The organism is Halomicrobium sp. HArcht3-1 (assembly GCF_058933345.1).
Genome location: NZ_JBZYDM010000026.1, coordinates 53,704 through 73,636, shown reverse-complemented (window position 1 = coordinate 73,636; position 19,933 = coordinate 53,704). Strand labels below are relative to the sequence as shown.

21 protein-coding genes and 2 pseudogenes are annotated in these 19,933 nt (G+C 66.7%); 13 read left to right on the top strand and 10 right to left on the bottom strand.

All coding sequences use genetic code 11. The features are described from left to right. The 4 genes and pseudogenes from AC5FRW_RS19560 to AC5FRW_RS19545 form a co-directional block, all read right to left on the bottom strand. Window positions 1–73: pseudogene (locus AC5FRW_RS19560) on the bottom strand (IS6 family transposase); the annotation flags it as partial. Between the two features lie 189 nt (window positions 74–262). Further along, entirely contained in the window at window positions 263–1,027 is a 765-nt protein-coding gene (locus tag AC5FRW_RS19555; RefSeq protein WP_493570139.1) for a PAS domain-containing protein, read from the bottom strand. A gap of 44 nt (window positions 1,028–1,071) precedes the next feature. Continuing rightward, complete coding sequence (locus tag AC5FRW_RS19550; protein WP_493570138.1) at window positions 1,072–1,227, bottom strand: hypothetical protein; 156 nt, start codon at window positions 1,225–1,227, stop codon at window positions 1,072–1,074. 4 nt (window positions 1,228–1,231) lie between these two features. Beyond that, on the bottom strand, window positions 1,232–1,486 hold the full coding sequence (locus AC5FRW_RS19545; RefSeq protein WP_493570137.1) for a HalOD1 output domain-containing protein: 255 nt from the start codon (window positions 1,484–1,486) through the stop codon (window positions 1,232–1,234). 208 nt (window positions 1,487–1,694) lie between these two features. Here AC5FRW_RS19545 and AC5FRW_RS19540 point away from each other — a divergent pair, with 208 nt between their 5' ends. After that, window positions 1,695–4,046 carry a bacterio-opsin activator domain-containing protein gene (locus AC5FRW_RS19540; RefSeq protein ID WP_493570136.1) on the top strand — a complete coding sequence of 784 codons (2,352 nt, stop codon included), beginning with the start codon at window positions 1,695–1,697 and terminating at the stop codon, window positions 4,044–4,046. Window positions 4,047–4,120: 74 nt separating this feature from the next. Here the strand turns inward: AC5FRW_RS19540 and AC5FRW_RS19535 are convergent, their stop codons facing one another. From AC5FRW_RS19535 to AC5FRW_RS19525, 3 genes are read right to left on the bottom strand one after another with little or no spacing between them, the layout of a single operon-like run. Further along, window positions 4,121–4,882 carry a response regulator gene (locus AC5FRW_RS19535; protein WP_493570135.1) on the bottom strand — a complete coding sequence of 254 codons (762 nt, stop codon included), beginning with the start codon at window positions 4,880–4,882 and terminating at the stop codon, window positions 4,121–4,123. Between the two features lie 45 nt (window positions 4,883–4,927). Beyond that, entirely contained in the window at window positions 4,928–5,083 is a 156-nt protein-coding gene (locus AC5FRW_RS19530) for a hypothetical protein (protein WP_493570134.1), read from the bottom strand. A 4-nt stretch (window positions 5,084–5,087) separates the two neighbouring features. Beyond that, complete coding sequence (locus tag AC5FRW_RS19525; RefSeq protein ID WP_493570133.1) at window positions 5,088–5,360, bottom strand: HalOD1 output domain-containing protein; 273 nt, start codon at window positions 5,358–5,360, stop codon at window positions 5,088–5,090. A 166-nt stretch (window positions 5,361–5,526) separates the two neighbouring features. Between AC5FRW_RS19525 and AC5FRW_RS19520 the strand changes: the two genes are divergently transcribed. The 6 genes and pseudogenes from AC5FRW_RS19520 to folP all read left to right on the top strand — a co-directional run bounded on the left by AC5FRW_RS19520 (window position 5,527) and on the right by folP (window position 13,647). Next, window positions 5,527–7,896, top strand: coding sequence for a bacterio-opsin activator domain-containing protein (locus AC5FRW_RS19520; RefSeq protein WP_493570132.1), 2,370 nt, complete (start codon window positions 5,527–5,529; stop codon window positions 7,894–7,896). A gap of 94 nt (window positions 7,897–7,990) precedes the next feature. After that, a complete protein-coding gene (locus AC5FRW_RS19515) occupies window positions 7,991–8,608 on the top strand; it encodes an SHOCT domain-containing protein (RefSeq protein WP_493570131.1) in 618 nt (205 codons plus the stop codon). Between the two features lie 41 nt (window positions 8,609–8,649). Then, a complete protein-coding gene (locus AC5FRW_RS19510) occupies window positions 8,650–9,195 on the top strand; it encodes a hypothetical protein (RefSeq protein ID WP_493570130.1) in 546 nt (181 codons plus the stop codon). A 173-nt stretch (window positions 9,196–9,368) separates the two neighbouring features. Continuing rightward, window positions 9,369–11,108 (top strand): glycosyl hydrolase family 18 protein, encoded by a 1,740-nt coding sequence (locus tag AC5FRW_RS19505; protein WP_493570129.1) that lies wholly within the window; start codon window positions 9,369–9,371, stop codon window positions 11,106–11,108. 82 nt (window positions 11,109–11,190) lie between these two features. Then, window positions 11,191–12,444, top strand: a pseudogene (locus tag AC5FRW_RS19500) (bifunctional folylpolyglutamate synthase/dihydrofolate synthase); the annotation flags it as partial. A gap of 108 nt (window positions 12,445–12,552) precedes the next feature. Then, on the top strand, window positions 12,553–13,647 hold the full coding sequence (gene folP, locus AC5FRW_RS19495) for a dihydropteroate synthase (protein WP_493570141.1): 1,095 nt from the start codon (window positions 12,553–12,555) through the stop codon (window positions 13,645–13,647). 298 nt (window positions 13,648–13,945) lie between these two features. Here the strand turns inward: folP and AC5FRW_RS19490 are convergent, their stop codons facing one another. Continuing rightward, window positions 13,946–14,437 (bottom strand): GNAT family N-acetyltransferase, encoded by a 492-nt coding sequence (locus AC5FRW_RS19490; RefSeq protein ID WP_493570128.1) that lies wholly within the window; start codon window positions 14,435–14,437, stop codon window positions 13,946–13,948. A 127-nt stretch (window positions 14,438–14,564) separates the two neighbouring features. Between AC5FRW_RS19490 and AC5FRW_RS19485 the strand changes: the two genes are divergently transcribed. The 5 genes from AC5FRW_RS19485 to AC5FRW_RS19465 all read left to right on the top strand — a co-directional run bounded on the left by AC5FRW_RS19485 (window position 14,565) and on the right by AC5FRW_RS19465 (window position 18,407). Next, window positions 14,565–15,182, top strand: coding sequence for a class I SAM-dependent methyltransferase (locus AC5FRW_RS19485; protein ID WP_493570127.1), 618 nt, complete (start codon window positions 14,565–14,567; stop codon window positions 15,180–15,182). A gap of 46 nt (window positions 15,183–15,228) precedes the next feature. Then, on the top strand, window positions 15,229–15,690 hold the full coding sequence (locus tag AC5FRW_RS19480; RefSeq protein WP_493570126.1) for a DUF7109 family protein: 462 nt from the start codon (window positions 15,229–15,231) through the stop codon (window positions 15,688–15,690). A 56-nt stretch (window positions 15,691–15,746) separates the two neighbouring features. Then, on the top strand, window positions 15,747–16,373 hold the full coding sequence (locus AC5FRW_RS19475; protein ID WP_493570125.1) for an NUDIX hydrolase: 627 nt from the start codon (window positions 15,747–15,749) through the stop codon (window positions 16,371–16,373). A gap of 159 nt (window positions 16,374–16,532) precedes the next feature. Further along, window positions 16,533–17,309 (top strand): DUF7388 family protein, encoded by a 777-nt coding sequence (locus AC5FRW_RS19470; RefSeq protein WP_493570124.1) that lies wholly within the window; start codon window positions 16,533–16,535, stop codon window positions 17,307–17,309. After that, a complete protein-coding gene (locus tag AC5FRW_RS19465) occupies window positions 17,310–18,407 on the top strand; it encodes an NAD(P)/FAD-dependent oxidoreductase (RefSeq protein ID WP_493570123.1) in 1,098 nt (365 codons plus the stop codon). On the opposite strand, the gene AC5FRW_RS19460 is transcribed toward AC5FRW_RS19465, so the two are convergent. Together AC5FRW_RS19460 and AC5FRW_RS19455 are read right to left on the bottom strand one after the other, a co-directional pair. Next, window positions 18,408–18,824: an Hsp20/alpha crystallin family protein gene (locus AC5FRW_RS19460; RefSeq protein WP_493570140.1), complete on the bottom strand. Its 417-nt coding sequence runs from the start codon at window positions 18,822–18,824 to the stop codon at window positions 18,408–18,410. Further along, window positions 18,821–18,979, bottom strand: coding sequence for a DUF7559 family protein (locus AC5FRW_RS19455; RefSeq protein WP_493570122.1), 159 nt, complete (start codon window positions 18,977–18,979; stop codon window positions 18,821–18,823). Before AC5FRW_RS19455 ends, AC5FRW_RS19460 begins: the two co-directional genes overlap by 4 nt. A 142-nt stretch (window positions 18,980–19,121) precedes the next feature. Between AC5FRW_RS19455 and AC5FRW_RS19450 the strand changes: the two genes are divergently transcribed. Beyond that, window positions 19,122–19,916, top strand: a complete 795-nt coding sequence (locus AC5FRW_RS19450) for a DUF429 domain-containing protein (protein ID WP_493570121.1) — start codon at window positions 19,122–19,124, stop codon at window positions 19,914–19,916. The last annotated feature ends 17 nt before the right edge of the window (window positions 19,917–19,933 follow it).

Genomic DNA, 19,933 nt, shown 5'->3' with positions numbered 1-19,933 from the left:
GGGTGCGCTCGTTCTCCCAAACGTCTTGGCTGTCCTCGTCTAACGTTTCTCTGAGGAGGTCTGCGAGTTGCATGAGCACTTCTCGCTACGGCCTCCTCATTCCTCAATCCCTCAACTAGACAGTGCCCGTTCTGACGGTGGTTCCGTCACGATTAGTGTCGGAACGACGTGGCGGCAACGCCGCCACGGTACTTTAGACACGATTAGCGTCTAACGCCCGATAGACGAGAGCGGACAGCATCGACGCTCGTGTCGCCCGTCGTCACTCGTCGGTCGCTTCTCCGTGAAACGAGAATATCGTAGTGCCATCGGCGAGTCGCGTCAGGCTGATCCGGCGTCGACGCGATGGCCCATTGCCGGTCGACAGTGTCAATGCCCCGGTCCAGCGCCACCCTTCGTCGATGATCGGGAACGCGTCGGTACGGAGTCTGTCGACCGACTCGTCGGTGAACAACGTCGACCAGGGGCGGTCGACGAGCGCGGACTGATCGACCTGCAGTTCGGCTTCGAGTCGGCGATTGACGAATTCGATGTTCCCCTCGGACGTGACCACGAGCATCGCCTGCTGGCCTGTTTCGAGTGCGGCGTGATAGCGCCGCGCGAGAGCGTCGAGACGACGAGCCGTCACGAGCCGACCGATCCGATGGGCGAGCAGGTCGGGTCGTAGCTCATCGGCGCTCCGTTCGAGATAGTCGGTCCACGCCGCCCCGAGCACGTCGTCGACCACACGCGCCGGCTCCTCGGTGTGGAGAACGAACGGTAGCGCTGGCTCAGCTTCGCGCACCACGTCGAGCAGCGCCGACCCGCTGGTCCCATCGACATCGGTGGTACTGACGACGCAGTCGACATCGCCGAGGGCGTCGTGCAGGCTGTCGGCTGTCGGCTTCGTGCGCACGGTGATCGAGTCGTGACCGTCGAACGCGGCCTCGACTCGCGCCAGATACTCGGAATCGCTGTCGAGATACAGCACGGTCGTCGTCGCTTCGGTGGTCCGTGTGATCGGATCGATGTGATGGGTCGTTTGCATACGGTGTGTCGATGGTCGGGCCGGTCGGTCCGGGTGCTTCGATGCTACGGTTCGGCAGTCACGATCAGGTCGGACTGAATCCATGCGTGAGTGCGCTCGGGGTCGGCGATCAGCCCCATCCGCTCGCCACGGATCGTGTACTCTTCGTACGTCGCCCGAACCGCGTCGTCGGTCGCCGTGGCCCCCTCTATCGTCGACACGAGACTACACCGCCTCGCGCAGTCGCTCGACGGCGATGCTGCCGGGCGTGACCGAGACGTGGCACCCGGCGTATTCGAAGGTGACTTCGACGGCACTCGCTGCCTCGCTCTGGAGTAGTTTGCTGAGCGCGTCGGCGTCTACGACGGTGCCAAGGGGCAGATTGAGCGCGGTCGGCTCGACACCGCGTTCGTCTGCGACTGCACGTACGACTCGGAACAGGGGACGTTCCGGGTCTCGTTCGGTCAGGTTGGTCGTCATCGATACCAGTAACAAGTAACGCCGTCCGTATCTCGATGGCCTATAACTGTGTTCGGCGACGACAGTATCGGTCGTATATGTATAGCGTCACCCGTCGCGACCGACAGTTTCATCTGTTTGGGTATTGGTACCAACCGTGTCGCTAATTACCATTCGTCACGATTGACAATCGATGAGACTCTCGCTGCTGGTGGCACTTCTCGGGTGTATGGTCGCCCTCGCCATCGCACAGGCATTTTCGCCGCTCTTCGACCCTGCGCTCACCGGCTGGCTGGTGACCGCAGGACTGCTCGGGATCACCGTCGAGGACAGCGACGAGGCGATACGGGTGCTCCTCGAACGCGTGCGTCAGGCGCGTGCGGACACCGACGCCGATCCGGACTTCGACATCCACGTCGACGGTGCGGATACTGCCGAGGAACTCGCCGATGCTATCGGCAGGCTGGTGGCCGAGGCCCGCGAGTGTGAGCAGGAACTCGATCAGAAGTCGACGTTGCTCGACTCGCTGTTCGCGCAGCTGCCGGCCCACGTCTACGTCAAGGACGAGGTGGGGCGACACGTCCGTACGACGACGCCCTACTCCTACGAGAAGTACTCACGAGCGGAATCGTACTTCATCGGGAAGACGGATCTCGAAATCTATCCCCAGGAGGCTGCGACAGAGTGGTACGAGGACGATATGCAGGTCATCGAGACCGGTGAACCAGTCCTCGATCGAGTCGAGTACGCACCCGACATGGAAGAGTGGATGGTGACCTCGAAGGTGCCGTGGCGGGGTGAGGACGGCTCGATCCGCGGTCTGATCGGCATCTCACAGCCCATCACCGAACAGAAGCAGCGCGAACTCGCACTGGAGACGCTCCACCAGACGACCCAGCGACTGCTCGCCGTCGAATCGATCGACGCGGCCGCCGAGGTCGTCGTCGACGCTGCCACTGCGATCCTCGACGCCGAGGCCACCGGCATCTACCGCTACGCCGCGGACTCGAACCGACTCGAACCCGCCGCCCTCTCGGCCGACTTCGAGTCGTGGTCTGGCAGCACCGACGCCATCGGCCCCGAGCACGACTCGTTGCTGTGGCACTCCTACGTCACCGGCACGATCAGCGTCGTCGATCAGACCGACGATACGACGGCGGTGGGACCGTTCGCCGCCGATTCGACGAACGGACTGGTGGTGCCACTGGGCGGCCACGGGGTGTTCGTCGCCATCTTCGAGTCGGACACGGTCGACATGGAGACCAATCAGCTCGCGGAGACGGTCGGTGCAACGACCGAAGCGGTGTTCGACCGGCTCGAAACAACGGCCGAACTGCGCGAGCGCGACGCCGAAATCGAGGCCCAGAACGAACGCCTGCGTCGGCAAGTCCGCATCAACGAGACGATCCGCGGCATCGACCAGTCGCTCATCGCCGCCGACAGCCGCGCCGACCTCGAAGCGGCCGTCTGCGAACAGCTCGTCTCGGACGCGGCCGTCGCCTTCGCGTGGATCGGTGCGTTCGACGCCGCCGGCGACCGTCTCGAACCCCGCGCCTGGGCCGGTGACGGTGGGGGCTACCTCGACAGCGCACCGCTGGATCGGTCCGCTGGCGCGCTCGAACCTGCTGTCGAAGCCGCTGTCGAAGGCGAGCCGACGCTGGTGGCGACGGTCGCCGAGAACGTCCAGCGCGAGCAGTGGCGGCGCGCGGCGCTGGCGGCGAACTTTCAGTCGGTGCTTTCGGTCCCCATCGCGCTCGACGAGTACGAGTACGGCGTTTTGAGCGTCTACGCCACCGAGGCGGGTGCCTTCGAGGACCTCGAAGTCAGCGTCTTCGCCGAACTCGGCGAGAGCGTCGCCAACGCCATCACGAGTCTCACCACCAGACAGGCACTGCACTCGGATACGTTCGTCTCGCTGACTCTTCGCATCGAGGACGCCGGTGACCTGCTAACTGCAGTCGCCCGGGCGGGCGACTGCACCGTGGACTACGAGGGGCTGGTGACTCAGTCCGACGGGAGTGCCCGGCTGTTCGTGCGGACGCGGGGCGCAGCCCCGTCGACCGTCTCGGATGTGCTCGACGGCCGCACCACGGTGGCGGACTACCGACTGGTCTCTGCGAACGACGACGACGCGGTCTTCGAGATGACGGTGCGGGGTGAGACGGTCGTCTCGACGCTCGTGCGCCACGGCGGTCGGCCACAGTCGATCACGGCCGACGCCGACGGTCTCGATGTCGTAGTCGACGTTCCTGCCGGCACCGACGTGCGCACGTTCGTGGAAATGCTCGAAGCGGAGGGGACCGTCGAACTGCGCCGACGAACGGAGGTCACACGCTCGCTCAACACCAAGCAGGGTCTCGCTGAGACGATCCTCGACGGACTGACCGACCGTCAGCGTGAAGCCCTCCGAACGGCGTACCTCTCCGGCTACTTCAACTGGCCGCGGGACACGTCCGGGCAGGAGCTTGCAGACGCCCTCGACGTGTCACAGCCGACGATCAACCGCCACCTCCGGCTCGGTGAGCAACGGATCATGGAACGGCTGTTCGATCCCGACTCGGAACTGGAGGAGGAGCACTGAGTGGCACCAGCGGTACGGAGTGATGGAGCGGCCGCGAGCACCTCCGCTGACGCTCGGTGTCGAGGCTCGGGACACTAGCGGTCGAGTGGCTGGAACGAGAAGATCATGCTCCCGTCGTCGAGCCCCGTCAGACTCGTCTGGCGACTGCCCGCGCTCGCCTGCTCGCCGTCCAGCGTCGTCTCGCCCGTCCAGCGCCACCCCTTCTCGACGACCGGGAGCGCGTTCGTCCGGAGTGTGTCGACGGATTCGTCGGTAAACACCGTCGCCCACGGCCGCCCGGTAATGTGTGTCCGATCCACTGAGAGTTCGGCGTCGAATCGGCGGTTGACGAACTCGACGGTCCCCGCAGGTGAGACGACGAGTGTCGCCTGTCGGCTCGTTTCGAGGGCGGCACAGTAGCGGCGAGCCAGTGCGTCGAGACGGCGAGCCGTCACGAGTCGATGGATCCGCTGGACCAGTTGTTCGACGCGTGCCTTGCTCCAGCCTTTCACGACCGAGTCCGTCCACGACGCAGTCAGCAGTTCTTCGGTGACCGCATCGAGCGACTCGTCGGTGTAGAGCACGAACGGCAGCCCCGGCGCTCGCTCGCGGACCCGGTCGAACAGTGCTTGTCCGCTGATCCCGTCGAGTCTGTCGGCACTGACGACGCAGTCGACGCCGTCGAGCTGGTCCAGCGCGCTCACTGGATCGGTCTCCGTTCGGACCGTCATGTCGTCACGATGCTCGTAGGCCGTCTTGAGCAGCGCCGGATAGTCGCGGTCGCTGTCGAGACAGAAGACTGTCGTCGGCGCGGTGAGCGTCCGAACGACCGGGTGAGTGTCGTCGATGGAGTCCATCAGGGAGTCTCCTGTGTGTGGCTGTGGCCCATGCTGGCCGCTGACCTATGGCTCGACCGCGACGGTCCGGTCGGACTGGATCCACGCGTGGGTGTGTTCCGGGTCGGCGATCAATCCCACTCGACGACCACGAATGGTGTACTCTTCGTACGTCTCTCGGATGCCGTCGCCGGTCGCTCGCACGCCGTCCGTCGTCGTCACGAGACTACACCCCCTCGCTCAGGCGCTCGACCGATACGTCTTCGTGCGTCACCATGACCCGACAGCCGGCGTACTCGAAGCTCACTTGCACGGTGGCAGCGTGTTCGCTGTCCAATAGCTTGGCGAGTGCGTCCGTGTCGACGACCTGACCGAGCGGCGGATCCAGATCGATCGGGTCGACCTCCTTTTGGGCTGCGACCGCGCGAACGACCTCCAGTATCGGTCGTTCGGACGGTGTGGGCTGCTTGGCGTTCGGTTCGGATCGGGTTGGCGTCATTCCTGTCTCTCACAACTGCCCCTCCCTGCTTTGCGATGGTCTAGAACTGTGTTGGCCGACCGTTACTGCGATGCTATATGTATAGTGTCGACCGCAGACGAGCGTCGCCGCGGTCGCTGTTGGCCGTGTGCCTAAATACAGTCGAGCCGATACTTTCGGTGACAGCATGCTGCTGGCAGCGATCCCGACGAACGGGGGTGTGATCGAGGCACTCGTGGCCGCGATACCCGCGCTCACCGTCGCCGTCGACCCCCTCGGGAGCGGTGGCTGGCTCGTGATCGTGAGCCTTCTCGGGGTTGCCGCGGCCGGGAACGACGACGCGCTCCGCGTGCTTCTCGAACGTGCTCGGCGTGCCAACGACGGCGAGACGGTGGCGTTCGACATCGACGGGGACGACGCAGTCGCGGAACTCGCCGACGCCATCGGGTCGCTCGTCGAAGACACTCACGAGTGTCGACGAGAACTGAACGAGAAGTCGACGTTGCTCGACTCGCTGTTCGCGCAGTTCCCGGCACACATCTTCGTGAAGGACACCGAGGGCAGACACGTCCGTACGACGACGCCCTACGACTTCGACGAGTACCCAAGTGACGAGGCGTACTTCATCGGGAAGACGGACCGCGAGATCTACCCGGAGGCGGTCTGGCGCGATTCGTACGCCGACGACATGCGGGTCGTCGAGACGGGCGAACCGGTCCTCGACCGGGTCGAGTACGAACCCGACATCGACGAGTACGTCCTCGTCTCGAAGGTCCCGTGGTACGACGAACACGGCGATATCCAGGGTCTGATCGGCATTTCGCAGTTCATCACCGAACAGAAACAGCGCGAACTCGCACTGGAGACGCTTCATCAGACGACTCAGCGACTGCTCGGCGTCGAATCGATCGACGCGGCCGCCGAGGTCGTCGTCGACGCTGCCACCGCGATCCTCGACGCCGAGGCCACCGGCATCTACCGCTACGTCGCGGACGCGAACCGACTCGAACCCACTGCCCGCTCGGCCGACTTCGATCAGTGTTGTGGTGGGACTGCCGAGCCGATCGGTCCCGGGAGCGACTCGCTGCTGTGGCACTCCTACGTCACCGGTACGTTCGATGTCGTCGACGACACCGAGGACGTGACCGGTGGCCCCTTCGCCGCCGATTCGGCGAACGGACTGGTGGTGCCACTGGGCGGTCACGGGGTGTTCGTCGCCGTCTTCGAGTCGAGCACGGTCGACCTGGAGCGAAATCAGCTCGCGGAGACGGTCGGTGCGACCACCGAGGCGGTGTTCGACCGGCTCGAAACAACGGCCGAACTGCGCGAGCGCGACGCCGAAATCGAGGCCCAGAACGAACGCCTGCGTCGGCAGGTCCGCATCAACGAGACGATCCGCGGCATCGACCAGTCGCTCATCGCCGCCGACAGCCGCGCGGACCTCGAAGCGGCCGTCTGCGAACAGCTCGTCTCGGACGCGGCCGTCTCCTTCGCGTGGATCGGCGCGTTCGACGCGGCCGGCGACCGTCTCGAACCCCGCGCCTGGGCTGGCGACGGCGAGCGGTATCTCGACAGCGCACCGCTGGATCGGTCCGCTGGCGCGCTCGAACCTGCTGTCGAAGCCGCTGTCGAAGGCGAGCCGACGCTGGTGGCGACGGTCGCCGAGAACGTCCAGCGCGAGCAGTGGCGCCGCGCGGCGCTGGCTGCGAACTTTCAGTCGGTGCTCGCGGTCCCCATCGCGCTCGACGAGTACGAGTACGGTGTCTTGAGCGTCTACGCCACCGAGGCGGGTGCCTTCGAGGACCTCGAAGGCAGCGTCTTCGCCGAACTCGGCGAGAGCGTCGCCAACGCCATCACGAACCTCTCGACGAAGGCGTCACTCGGTGCCGAGACGGCGCTCTCCCTGACGCTGCGACTCGAAGACACGGACGACGTACTCGTCGACCTCGCCCGCGCGACCGGCGGGACCGTCGAGTACGAGGGGATGGCTGCCCGGAGTGACGATCTGACGCGATTGTACGTCCGCGTGACCGGCGTCGAACCGGCCACAGTGTCTTCGGTGCTCGCCGACCGACACGAAGTCCCGAGCCACCGCCTCGTCCGGGAGAGCGAGGGTGGTTTCGAGGTGACTGTTCGGAGCGAGACGGTCGTCTCGACGCTCGTGCGCCACGGCGGCCGTCCACAGTCGATCACGGCCGACGCCGACGGCCTCGATATCGTGGTCGAGGTGCCTGTCGGTACCGACGTGCGCACGTTCGTGGCGATGCTCAAAGCGGCGGGGACCGTCGAACTGCGCCGACGAAAAGACGTTTCCCACTCGGCCGCGACCGACCGGGCCGTCGCCGACACGATGCTCGACGGGCTGACCGACCGCCAGCGCGAAGTCCTCCACACGGCGTATCTCTCCGGGTTCTACAACTGGCCGCGGGACACGTCCGGGCAGGAGCTTGCAGACGCCCTCGACGTGTCACAGCCGACGATCAATCGCCACCTCCGGCTGGGCGAACGTACGATCATGGCACAGTTGTTCGAGACCCACACCACCGACCGCTCGTAGCACCGTTCGAACTGCGTGGCGGTGTCACTTCCGAGCGTAGGCAGGTGGCGACCGATCACCGCGCGCTTTTTGCCACGCCGATCCAAGGCCGACCGTGTCCTGGATCACCCGCAATCGCCACTGGCTCTTGCTCGCACTGGTGGCAGTCACGACCGTGCTCGCTGTCGGGACGGTCGGTGTCGGCCTGCTCTCGGTGCTCGCCGGACTCGCCGGTGGTGCCACTCTCGGTGCCGTACTCGGCGACGCCGCGCTCGTCTTGCTGATCGCGGCGGTGCTCGTCGCCGCCGACCTCGCGTTCGCGCTCGGATTCCTCGTCACCGTGGCCCGCCGTGTCTCGCTCCCGTCGTTCCCCGAGAACGACCGACTGTCGTCGGCGTTCGCGCGCGCCGAGCGCGTGGTCCCACCGCTCTCCCGCCTCGGTCTCGCAGACCGCTTCGCCGTCTCGATCGAGACGAGACGAGAGCGATTGAAACGACGCTACGTCGACGGTGAGCTAACCGAGCCAGCGTACGAGCGGCGGCTTCGCGACCTGCTCGACGAGGAAGCCGAGGTGTCGACCGTCTCGGATGTGGACGCCATCGATGACGCCATCGATGCGGACCGACAGGCCGGCCGACCCTCCGCACCGACGCGCGACACCGACGCGGTCGACACCACCGCGACGGATCGGGCGGACGACTCCGCGACGGAACTCGACGCCGAGACGGAGTGACGCACGCCGAATTTATACACCGGGCCGTCGTCGGTGCTGGTATGAGCGACGACTTCAGTCTGCTGCGGTTCGACATCGATGCCGAGGCGATGCGGTCGCTCCTCGACGCACTCGGCCTCTCTCCGGCGCAACTGGACGACTTCGACGACGCGGCGAGCAGTGAACCGACGAGTCCGGCCGCGCCCCCGTCACCGGACCGACACGGACCGAGGTTCGGCGAGACGCCACCGCCGGGTGCAGGCGAGCAGGTCCCGGCGGACGCCGCCGAAGACGAAGCGAGTGGCCGCCGTCGCACACTCCTGCTTGCCGGTGTCGGTGGGGCGATCCTCGCCGTCGTCGTAGCCGTCGGCGCGTTGCTGTACCGGCGTCGATCCGACGCTGACGAGCTGCCCGTACCAGATCTCCCGACGCCTGATCTCGACCGCGTGACCGGCGTGTTCGGCGACGACGAGGACGCTGTCGAGACGGAGTCGGAACCGGCGACCGATCAGGACCGGACTGCATCCACGGTCGACGTGGCCCCGCTCGTCGGGATGGCAGCACTCGCAGTCGGCGGTGCGATCGTCAGAACGATGCGTTCCGAGTGACGCCCACTCGCCTCGCCCACTTCTATCGACCTCACTCTTGCCATTGGTTTTAGTCGATACCAAAGCATTATTTACCTATTGTCGAGTGTTACCACACAGTCACCGACGGGGGTGGGACCGGTGTGGGGGACGACAGTTCAGCCGGCCACCCCGGATGTGGCTGGAGACCTACGATGAAACGAACACGTCGATCAGTGCTACGGAGTAGCGCGGCGATGGCAGCGGCTCTCGCCGGGGCGAGTACAGCAACCGCACAGCAGGAGTACCCGACCTACGATTCGAGCGCCACCTACACCGGCGGCGACCGAGTGATCTACGAGGGGTCAGTCTGGGAAGCCCAGTGGTGGACCAGCGGGACGACACCGAGTGGCGATGCGACGGTCTGGGAGCGCGTCGGCGACGCCGGTGGCGGGTCGGACGACGGCTCCGACGGTGGGTCGGACGACGGGAGCGGCTCGGATGGCGACTCGGGCGACAGCGATTACCCGACCTACGATTCGAGCGCCACCTACACCGGCGGCGACCGGGTGGTCTACGAGGGGTCGGTCTGGGAGGCCAAGTGGTGGACCCGCGGGACGGCTCCCGGTCCCGATGCGACGGTCTGGGAGCGCGTCGGCGACGCCGGCGGTGGCTCCGACGGCGACACCAATCAGGGACCGACCGCGGCGATCGATACCTCGCCGTCGGCACCGGTCGTCGGCGACACGATCACGCTCGACGCCAGCGCGTCGTCCGACCCAGACGGCGACAGCCTCAGCTACGAGTGGTCCGGCGACGGCGTCGACGCGACGGGCGTCGAGACCACCGTCACCTACGACTCGGCCGGCGAGTACTCGGTCACGCTGACGGTCACGGACGGCAGCGGTGCCAGCGACAGCACGTCGACGACGCTTACCGTCGAGAGCGATTCGGGCAGTGACGGTGGCTGGGACGAACACCCGGTCATGGCCTACGAGTTCCAGGGGGCCGCCCCGGCCGACAAGCTGACCCACGTCATCCAGACGTTCGGGAGTGTTAGCGCCGACGGCTCCGTCTCGGCACCGTGGGACGCCGGCGGCATCGACGGCGTGACGACCCTGCTGTCGATCGGCGGCTGGAACAACTCACAGGGGTTCCCCGACCTCGCGAAAGACCAATCGAGTCGGGAGACCTTCGCCAGCGAGTGTGTCGAACTGATGCGCGAGCGCGACCTCGACGGCATCGACATCGACTGGGAGTTCCCCGGTCCGTTCGGTCCCGACGGACTCACGTCCTACGAGGACGACCCGGCGAACTTCGCGGCGTTGCTCGAAGAGTGTCGCCGCCAGTTCGATGCCGCCGCGGCCGAGGACGGGACGGACTACTACCTGACGGCGGCGCTGAACCACGCCGAGTCACAGCTTTCGATCCTGCCCCACGACCGCCTGATCGACGCGCTCGATTACGCGAAGATGATGACCTACGACATGCACTCGCCGGTGTTCGTCGACGAGACGAACCACAATTCGCCGCTGTACGCCAACTCGACGGCCCAGAGCGACTCCTCGATCCACAACACGCTGTCGTACCTGCGTGACCAGGGCTGGCCGAACGAAAAGCTCGTCATGGGGCTTGCCTTCTACGGCCGGGAGTTCACCGGCGTCGACAGCACCGAAAACGACGGCCTGTTCCAGTCGTTCGGTGGCAGCGGCGGCGCGTACGGCTTCGCCGACATCGACGGACAGTTCTCGGGCCACACCCGCTACTGGGACGACGAAGCGAAGGTCCCGTACCTGTTCGACGGATCGAGTCTCCTGAGCTACGACGACGAGGAATCGGTCGGCGTCAAGGCCGAGTACGCCGGTGAACGCGGGCACCCGATCATGTACTGGGCGACCGGCCACGATCCCAACGAGACGCTGCTGGACGCCGTCAACGGCGCGCTGGGCAAATAGGACGGCGTCGATGTGTCGACTGTGACACAGTAGACTTCGGGTAACCGCCAGCCTAAAGCGCGCCCACCGGATTGCTTGTGGCATGGAGTTCCACGAGGCGGCGAACTTCCTCTTCGACCTTCGCCGATTCGCGCTGCGGCCGGGCACGGACGCCACCCGGTCGCTGCTCGCTCACCTCGGCGATCCCCACGAGTCGACCGACTGCATCCAGATCGCCGGATCGAACGGGAAGGGAAGTACCGCACGCATGGTCGAGCGGACGCTTCGCGAGGCCGGACTGGACGTGGGCCTGTACACTTCGCCACACCTCGACGACGTTCGCGAGCGCATCCGCGTCAACGGCCGGAAGATCACCGAGTCGACGATCGTCGAGTTCGTCGAATCGGTCGAACCGTACGTCACCGACCGGGCGGCCGACGGCACGTCACCGACGCTGTTCGAGACGCTGACGGCGCTTGCCTACTGGGAGTTCGAGCGCCAGTCCGTCGACGTGGCCGTCATCGAGGTCGGCATCGGCGGGAAACTCGACGCCACCAGCGTGGTCGATCCCGTCGCCAGCGCCGTGACGACGGTGACGCTCGAACACACCGACATTCTGGGCGACACCATCGCCGAAATCGCGCGCGACAAGGCCCACGTCGCGCCCGACGACCGGCCGGTCGTCACCGGTACGACCGGGGATGCACTCGCCGCCGTCCGCGAGGTCGCGGGCGACGTGGTGACCGTCGGCGGCCCGGACGACACCGACAACGACACTGACGTAGCTGTCGCCTACCACGGTCGCGAGGGACTGGAGGGGTCGGTCTCGATCGACGGCGACGACTGGACCGTCGACACGAAACTGCCGCTACTCGGTGCTCATCAGGCACAGAACGCCGGCATCGCCGCGACGCTGTGCCGGCAGATCACGGACGTGGACGCGGACACGCTCGCTCGCGGCCTGCGCAACGCCCACTGGCCCGGCCGCTTCGAGATCATGGGCCAGTCGCCGCTGGTCGTGCTCGATGGTGCGCACAATCCCGGTGGCGTCGCCCGCGTCACCGAGACGCTTGCCGAGTTCGACTACGACGCCCTCCACGTCGTCGCCGGCGCGATGGTCGACAAGGACCTGCGCGCCATCGCTGCCGCGCTCGACGGGGCCGACCACGTCGTCGCCTGCCAGCCTGACCGGGATCGGGCCGAGGACGAGCAGGTCGTCGCGACCGCCTTCGCCGACGAGACCGACGCCACGGTCGAGCGCCGCAGTGACGTGGCCGGCGCGTTCGATCTGGCGCTCGACGCGGCCGACGACGGCGACTGCGTGCTGGTCACGGGGTCGCTGTACGCCGTCGCCGAGGCCCGCCAGCGCTGGATTCGCCCGACGATTCCCAAGCGCGTCGACGGCGTCGCGGACGCTCGCGAGACGATCGCGGCGACGCACGTCACCGACGCCGGAGCGTGGCGAATGGGCGGCAAGGCCGTCCACCGCCTGCTCAAGACGCGCGTCCAGCCCCGACAGGCCCAGTACCTCAAGGAAGAACTGCTCTCCGTGGGTGGCGAGTGTGCCATCTCCGGCCTGAACAATCAGGACGAGGAGATGCTCGACGTGCTCCTGATGGGGACGATGGCCCAGTTCAAGCGCCTGACCGACAAGCTAGCCGGCCAGCCGTACGGTCTCGCGTCGCTGGCCGACGAACTCCGGGCGGCGCTGGACATCCAGCAGCCAGCGCCCGAGCGGACGTATCCGTGGACCGACGGCACCGCAGTCATGGGTATCCTCAACATCACGCCCGACTCGTTCCACGATGGCGGCGAGTACAACGCTGTCGAGGACGCCGTCGCCCGCGCCGAGCAGATGATCGCCGACGGCGTCGACATCCTCGACGTGGGCGGGGAATCGACGCGCCCCGGTGCGGACGTGATCCCCGCCGAGGAGGAGATCGACCGCGTCGTCCCCGTGATCGAACGGCTGGCCGACCTCGACGCCGCCGTCGCCGTCGACACCCGCAAGGCCCCGGTCGCCCGCGCCGCACTCGATGCCGGGGCGGACATCCTCAACGACGTGTCTGGCCTCGAAGACCCCGAGATGCGCCTCGTCGCCGCCGACTACGACGTGCCCGTGGTCGTGATGCACAGCATCGAGACGCCCGTCGACCCGGACACCGACATCGACTACGACGACGTGGTCGAGGACTGCATCGACCAGTTGACCGAGCGCGTCCTGCTCGCCGAGAAGGCCGGTCTCGACCGCGAGCAGATCGTCGTCGACCCAGGGCTGGGCTTCGGCAAGACCGCCGCCGAGAGCTTCGAACTGCTGGGCCGGATCGAGGAACTCCAGTCGCTTGGCTGCCCGATTCTCGTCGGTCACTCCCACAAGTCGATGTTCGAACTCGTCGGGGCCGACGCGGGCGACTGTCTGGACGCGACCATCGCCGGCACGACGCTCGCGGCCGAACGCGGGGCCGACATCGTCCGCGTCCACGACGTGCCAGAAGCCGTCCGCGCGGTGAACGTCGTCGACGCCGCCGACGATCCCGAACAGTTCGAAAACGAAAACTAAGACGGAAATCCGCGGTGGCGCGCGCTCGCTCGCGCTCCGTCGCGGGCGATCACTGTGCGAGGGATGAGAGAGCGAGGAGTGCAACGACGAGCGAACGAATCGGCTGGGGAGGCGTGTGGCTGCGGTGCCTTGCGGTATGGCCTGGCGGAATGAACGGGCGAGGCACGCTTCGCGGCGTGTGTGTCGGCCCTATCTGAGCGAGTGTTACGAGCGAAGATATCCGGGACACACGCCGTCGAGCGGGGCGAGGGCGTTCAATTGTCGACGCATCCGTCGAGTCGAGGGTAAGCCATACCGTTCAGTTCACGTCACCCTCCAGTTCGGTCTCGATGACGTACCCCCACTTTTCTAGCCCTTCGCTGTCGTAGAAGGCAAGCCCATCGTCGTTGTCCCGCGGGCACGCCAGCGCGACGTACTCACATCCCTCGTCCTCGCCCCAGTCTTCGATCCAGTCCAGTAGTTCGGCACCGTACCCCTGCCCGCGCAGTTCATCGTCGACGACGAGGTCGTGAATCCAGACGTGACGGCGATGGTGAAGCACGCGCTGGATCGAGACACCGGCGACGGCGACCAACGTTTCGTCTTCACGGTCGCCGCCGTCGCCGTCGTTGCCATCCGCTCTGTCCACCCCGTCGCCGTCGTTCACGTCGTCGTACAGCCCGAACGGCCGGTAGTCGTCCTCGTCGCGAAACCCCCGGACGAACGCCTCGTCTTCGAAGGACCACAGTTGGTGGAGAATCGACACGGCCGCGTCCCACTGCTCGTCGGTCGTCAGTTCTGCGACGCGCATGGCCGACGGCACACGCTGGGACGCAAAGAGTACTATCACGACACGGCCGACACGGTCAGTGACGACGCCGTGTGAATTGTTCTCGAACGACCACAAAATTCATTCCACGCCAGCGATGGCCGAACGTATGGACCAGCGCGAGGTCGTCCGCGAGGGCTACGACGAGATCGCGGCGGCGTACGACGAGTATCGGACCGCCGATACTGACACGGGGTTCGAGAGTTCGATCACGCGCGATTTCTTCGCCGCCCTCGACGACGACTGTCGTGTCCTCGACGCAGGCTGTGGTGGTGGCCGGCCGGTGCTCGAACGACTCGATCAGACACACGACGCCGTCGGACTGGACATCTCGACGAGCCAGATACGCCTCTCACGGGAGCGTGCCCCGACGGCCGCCCTCACACAGGGAGACCTCGCGACGCTCCCGTTCGCCGACGACACGTTCGACGCGGTCGTCTCCCTCAACGCGATCATCCACGTCCCGAAGACCGAACACGGGCGCGTCCTCTCGGCCTTCGAGCGCGTCCTCCGACCCGGCGGCGAACTCCTCGTCTCGATGGGTGCGATCGAAGGGTGGGACGGGCGCAACGACGACTGGCTCGACACCGACACGGCCATGGAGTGGAGCTACTACGGCCCGGCCCGAAGTCGAAAGATCGTCAAAGCCGCCGGATTCACTATCGAGGACGAACGCCTGCCCGAGGTCGAGTCCGACGGATTTGCCATCTTTCGGGCGCAGGCCTGACGGCTCGACCGCTAGGCTGAAGCCCTCGCCGGTCCCGACAGTGGACATGGAACCGACGGCCGACGAACTCGCCGGCGTCGTCGACGTGTTCGGGGCGCTCACGCGCGGGGAACTCCTCGACGGACTCTCCGAACTGGCGTTCAAGCAGGGAACGGAGATCACCGACGCCGAGGGGCGAATCGACGACGCGGTCGCCTCGTATCATCTCGTGTCCGTCGAGCCGGACGACGAGCGCCTGCTCGTTCCCGGCCCAGCCGCGTTCCCGGAACTGCCCGACGGTGCGCCCGACCTCCCGCACATTCTGGACGTACCAGAGCGCTCGGTCGACCGGGAACGACTCGCAGCGGCGGTCGAAGACCGTTTTCTCGAAGAGAGCGCCGTCGCGATCCGGTCGGACAACGACGCCTTCGCCCAGCGACTGCTCGACGTGAGCTACGATCTCGAAGCGTGGGGTTCGATCGACGTGTCCGGGGCACGCGATCGGTTGGCCGCGGCGATCACCGAGTGACGCCGGTACGGGCGAGTGCCACACCAGTTAAGAGCGTCCCCGTGCGATATGCGGGTATGGACTTCGAGCGGGTGGCAGCGTACGACGCGATCGAGGTGACGGGCGAGCGCCGCGAGGCGGCCGTCGTCGTCCCGGTCATCACCCGCTCGGGCGACGCGGACGCCCACCACGTTCTCTTCACCAAGCGCGCGGATCACCTCTCGGATCACCCCGGCCAGATGAGCTTTCCCGGCGGCGGTCGGGAACCCGAGGACGATTCGCTGCTGCGCACTGCCCTCAGGGAGGCCAACGAGGAGATCGGTCTCGACCCGCGGGCCGCGAACGTCGTCGGTCGCCTCGACGACATCCGCACCGTCTCGGAGTACTCGGTGCGCCCCTTCGTCGCCCGGATTCCCGACCGAACGTATCAGCCATCCGATCAGGAGGTCGCCGAGATCGTCGTCCTGGCCGTCGACGATCTGACCGATCTGGACAACTACGAGTCCGAACGCCGAGACCATCCGTACTACGGCGACATCCGCCTGCACTTCTTCTACGTGGATGGCTACACCGTCTGGGGTGCGACTGCTCGGATGCTCGTCCAGTTCCTCGAACTCGCGACCGACTGGCGGATGCCGCCCGAACCCGACCGTATCGCCGGGCCGGACGACGACCTCCCGCCGAGCGTCCGCGATCAGGTGTGATACGGATAATTGTCGCCGTTTTGCCGGTCGACCGCACGCTGTCGCGCGGTCGATCCGGTAACGATCCACAATAATCCGTATGACGAGAAGCGACAACGCTTTGCCAACGGCTTCGTTAGCAGTGGCTAATCCAACGGGCGAGTCCGCCCGGACATCATCATGCTCACAGGAGTCTCACTGGCAGCGGCGGGGATCGATGCGGCGGCGATCAAGCCCGCCGAGGTCGACGTGGCGAGGGCCAGCGATCTCGACGTGGAAACGGTGACCATCGACTACGAGGGGCGCGAACACCTGCCGGACCACTCGACGCTTGCGACACTCGCCGAGCAAACGGACCTTCGGCTCACGACGCCGGTCAGAGCCGACGGCTTCGATCCACTGGGCGACGACAGCGCACTTTCTGACCTACCCGACGGCGTCGGACGGGTGCTGGTCGCGGGTCACGACGCCTACCTCACGCCAGCGGAGGCAGACCGCGCCATCGCACCGCGACTCCGGGCGGCGGCCGACACCGCCGCTGCGCCGTGGGTCGGCACCGAAGGGATTGAACGGCTGGCGCTGGCCGTGGGCGGCACGCAGTTCGAACTCCTCTCGCGTGGGACCACCGGAAGCCTCCGATCGCTCCGGGCGGCCGGCTTCGACGGCGAAATCGCCGTCTACGCACCGACGGTCCTGACCGACGACGAAGACGAGATTCTGGACGCCGTCGGCGACTACGCGGCCCGGCGCGGCCCGGTCCGGTCGGCGCTGCCCGACGACGCTGCGACCGACGCGAGTGCCAGTGGGAGAGCGCGCGAGGTCCTGACACAGGCGGTCAGGGACTACGCGCTCGTGGGGAGTACCGACGCCGTCGCCGAACGCGTCACACGACTGCAAGACGCAGGGGCCGACCGAATCGTCGGCTACCCGGCCCGTGGCATCGAGTCGGTGGGATAGATGCGGGTCGCCGTCGTCGGTGCCGGAGCCGTCGGGCTGACCGCCGCGGCGACGATGGCCGACCGCGGGGCTGACGTGGTGCTCTACGACCGCGAGGACATCGCGAGCGGCGCGACCGGCCGCGCCGCGGGCATCTGCTACGACGCCTTTGCCGAGGATCTGGACGCCGCGGTCGCCGCCGAATCGCTCCGACGATTTCGTGAACTGGGCGTCCTCACCGAGTGTCCCTACGTTTGGTTCGCTCGCGCGGGCGACGACGCCAACGCCGACGCCATCGAAGCACAGGTCCCGCGGATGCAGGCCCACGGCCGTGACGTCGCGCTGATCGACCCGGCCGACCTCGGCGACCGCTACCCACAGCTACGGACCGGCGAGATCGGGACTGCCGCGATCGCCCCTCAGGCGGGCTACCTCGATCCGACGGCCTACGCCCGCGTGCTGACCGAGCAAATCCTCGCGGAGGGCGTCGGTGTCAGAACCGAGACTCCCGTCTCGCTTGCCGGGCCGAGGTCGGTCGCCGAACCCGACCGAACTGTCGAGTACGACGCCGTCCTCGTGGCCGCCGGGCCGGCGACGCGTGCCATCGTCGCCGACGCCGGTATCGAGATCCCGCTGCAGGCATACCGGGCGCAGGCGCTCGTCACCGAGCCACTGCGGGCGACGCTGCCGATGGCCTACGACGCGACCCAGCACGTCTACTGGCGACCGCGCGACGGCGGGCTACTGGTCGGCGATGGCGTCAGCGAGGCCGACCCCGGCGACTGGAACCCCGAGGCCGACGAGACGTTCGAGCGAAGCGCGTTGGAACGACTCGCGCGCGCGACCACCGTCGACGGGACCATCGACCGCTCGTGGGCCGGACTCTGTACTGCGACGCCGGATCGGGATCCACTGCTGGGTAGCGTCGCCGACGGTCTCTTCGTCGCCAGTGGCTGGCACGGCCACGGCCTGATGCGCTCGCCGGCACTCGGTGAACGGATCGGCGAGCAGATACTCGGCGACGACGGCATCGACGCCTACGATCCCGACCGCTTCGACGGCGACGAAACGTTCGACGTGGTCGAGGGGATGACTCTCGACGAGCAAAGAACGGAGTAACTACGCCTCGTCGTCGGTCACGTCGACTGCGACGGCGTCTTCGGTCTCTGACTTGGGAACTCTGACGTGGAGCGTCCCGCTGTCTTTCAGCGTCGCTTCTGCGGCCTCGGCGTCGACGAGGGCGTCGTCGGGGAGCGTGACGCTCCCGTCGAGTGAGAGCCCGCGGCCGGGATAGCGCATCTCGAAGTCCTCGTAGAAGTCCCGAAAGCGGTCGATACGGACCTCGACGCGGTCGTCGACGTAGCGGACCTGCACGTCACCGGCGGTGACGCCCGGCGCGTCGAAGACGACGAGATAGGCGTCCTCGCTCTCCAGCAAGTCCGCGGGCAACGGTGTGCGTTCCTGTACGCGACCTGCGGCGCGGCCGATGTTCTCGACGACGGCGTCGCCGAGCGAGCGGGCGAAATCCAGCATTATAGCTCGACCTCCTCCAGACAGTCGACACCACCACAGTAGGGACACTGGAAGTCCGTGACGCCCACGTCGTCGGGCATGTCGTAGGTGTAGTGTAGCTCGAACATGTCGAGTTCACAACCGTCGTCCGTACAGACGACTTCGAGGGTCGCTGGCATGGGAATCTGTTGGACCGCGCGGGACAAACCGCTTTCGGACACGGCGGCATGTGGGACGACCGTCGTCGACTGCTGACCAACTGGGACGTATCATGTACTCACAAGGAGAACTTTCATATCGAACCGGAGTGTGGGGTGTGGCATGGGTTCGCGTGTCCTCGGCGTCGATTTCAGTGGGGCGAGCGACGCGGGGCGCTCGCTCTGGCTGACGGAAGCCCGACGGACGGGTGCGGGGCTGGTCGTCGACGACTGCTATCGCGCCGCCGACGAGTGGGGTCCACACCGCGAGGACGCCCACGCCGGCCTCTGTGAGCGTCTCACGGACGGGTTCGATGTGGTCGGTCTCGACTTTCCCTTTAGTCTCCCCGATGTACTGCTCGACGAACACTGCGATGGCGAGTGGGCGGGGCTGGTCGAGTGGCTCACCCTCGACGGGCCGGCCGACCCCGACGCCTTCGCCTCGACGTGTCGCTCGACCGCTCGCGAGCACACCGGCGACGGCACCGCGTCGATCCGGCGCGAGACCGACCTCCGGCGAGCGGCGCTGTGTCCGTACGACCGGATGGTCCAGTACCAGACCTACTACGGCATCGCGAACGTGCTCGCACCCGTCGCCGACCACCCCGACATCGCCGTTACGCCGATGCAGGACGATCCCGACGCGGCGACACGCGTCGTCGAAGTGTATCCCGCCGCCACCTTCGGCTGGCTCGGTCTCTATCGCGAGGGATACAAGGGCGACCGACAGGAGCGACGCGTGACCAACGTCGACGGCATCGAGACCTGTAGCGTCGACCTCGGGGCGTTCCGCGAGGTCTACGAGCAACACCACGACGCGCTGGACAGTCTTGCCGCCGTGGTCTCGGCGGGGCGAGTGGCCGAGGCCGGCGAGCAGCCCTTGCACGGCTCGCGTGCCGAAGGGCACATCTACGTCTAGGAGGACGACCCGGCCCA

Bases quoted from the DNA above. Each gene is read 5' to 3' on its own strand.
- AC5FRW_RS19555 (WP_493570139.1), bottom strand. From the start codon at position 1,027: ATGCAAACGACCCATCACATCGATCCGATCACACGGACCACCGAAGCG.
- AC5FRW_RS19545 (WP_493570137.1), bottom strand. From the start codon at position 1,486: ATGACGACCAACCTGACCGAACGAGACCCGGAACGTCCCCTGTTCCGA.
- AC5FRW_RS19540 (WP_493570136.1), top strand. From the start codon at position 1,695: ATGGTCGCCCTCGCCATCGCACAGGCATTTTCGCCGCTCTTCGACCCT.
- AC5FRW_RS19535 (WP_493570135.1), bottom strand. From the start codon at position 4,882: ATGGACTCCATCGACGACACTCACCCGGTCGTTCGGACGCTCACCGCG.
- AC5FRW_RS19525 (WP_493570133.1), bottom strand. From the start codon at position 5,360: ATGACGCCAACCCGATCCGAACCGAACGCCAAGCAGCCCACACCGTCC.
- AC5FRW_RS19520 (WP_493570132.1), top strand. From the start codon at position 5,527: ATGCTGCTGGCAGCGATCCCGACGAACGGGGGTGTGATCGAGGCACTC.
- AC5FRW_RS19510 (WP_493570130.1), top strand. From the start codon at position 8,650: ATGAGCGACGACTTCAGTCTGCTGCGGTTCGACATCGATGCCGAGGCG.
- AC5FRW_RS19505 (WP_493570129.1), top strand. From the start codon at position 9,369: ATGAAACGAACACGTCGATCAGTGCTACGGAGTAGCGCGGCGATGGCA.
- folP (WP_493570141.1), top strand. From the start codon at position 12,553: ATGGGCGGCAAGGCCGTCCACCGCCTGCTCAAGACGCGCGTCCAGCCC.
- AC5FRW_RS19490 (WP_493570128.1), bottom strand. From the start codon at position 14,437: ATGCGCGTCGCAGAACTGACGACCGACGAGCAGTGGGACGCGGCCGTG.
- AC5FRW_RS19485 (WP_493570127.1), top strand. From the start codon at position 14,565: ATGGACCAGCGCGAGGTCGTCCGCGAGGGCTACGACGAGATCGCGGCG.
- AC5FRW_RS19480 (WP_493570126.1), top strand. From the start codon at position 15,229: ATGGAACCGACGGCCGACGAACTCGCCGGCGTCGTCGACGTGTTCGGG.
- AC5FRW_RS19475 (WP_493570125.1), top strand. From the start codon at position 15,747: ATGGACTTCGAGCGGGTGGCAGCGTACGACGCGATCGAGGTGACGGGC.
- AC5FRW_RS19470 (WP_493570124.1), top strand. From the start codon at position 16,533: ATGCTCACAGGAGTCTCACTGGCAGCGGCGGGGATCGATGCGGCGGCG.
- AC5FRW_RS19465 (WP_493570123.1), top strand. From the start codon at position 17,310: ATGCGGGTCGCCGTCGTCGGTGCCGGAGCCGTCGGGCTGACCGCCGCG.
- AC5FRW_RS19455 (WP_493570122.1), bottom strand. From the start codon at position 18,979: ATGCCAGCGACCCTCGAAGTCGTCTGTACGGACGACGGTTGTGAACTC.
- AC5FRW_RS19450 (WP_493570121.1), top strand. From the start codon at position 19,122: ATGGGTTCGCGTGTCCTCGGCGTCGATTTCAGTGGGGCGAGCGACGCG.